This is a genomic window from Neisseria sp. P0001.S005, from assembly GCF_051963715.1.
On the sequence record NZ_JBQCTZ010000627.1, the window covers coordinates 1 to 431 of the forward strand.

The following is a 431-nucleotide window of genomic DNA, read 5'->3' on the forward strand; positions in this document are numbered from 1 at the left end:
GCATTGGCCACATGTTTGGCATCTTTCGGAATCACAAACGAATCCACCCAAATCCCCACGCCTTCTTTCGGCATCATTACACGGATTTTTTCCTTGCAGCCTGCTTCTTCGGCACGGCGTTTGGCAATGTTCAAATCGCCGCCAAAACCAATCGTTACGCAAGTATCGCCGCGCGCCAAATCATCGATAAAACCGGACGAAGTAAAACGCTTGATGTACGGACGGTTTTTCTTCAAGACTTCCGTAGCCGCCTTGATATCCGCCGTTTCGCTACTGTTTGGATTTTTACCCATATAGTTCAACACCATAGGATAAATCTCCGCCGCGCTGTCCAAATAGCTGATGCCGCATTGTTTGAGTTTGGACGTGTATTCGGGGTTAAACACCAAATCCCATTGATTGTCCGGCAGCTGATCCGTGCCCAAAGCCTT

At 48.7% G+C, this 431-nt stretch carries 1 protein-coding gene; it reads right to left on the minus strand.

Annotated features, from left to right (window positions below):
• Positions 1 to 431: extracellular solute-binding protein (locus ACTHSP_RS22080; protein ID WP_440347020.1), on the minus strand; the 431-nt coding region annotated here is incomplete at both ends.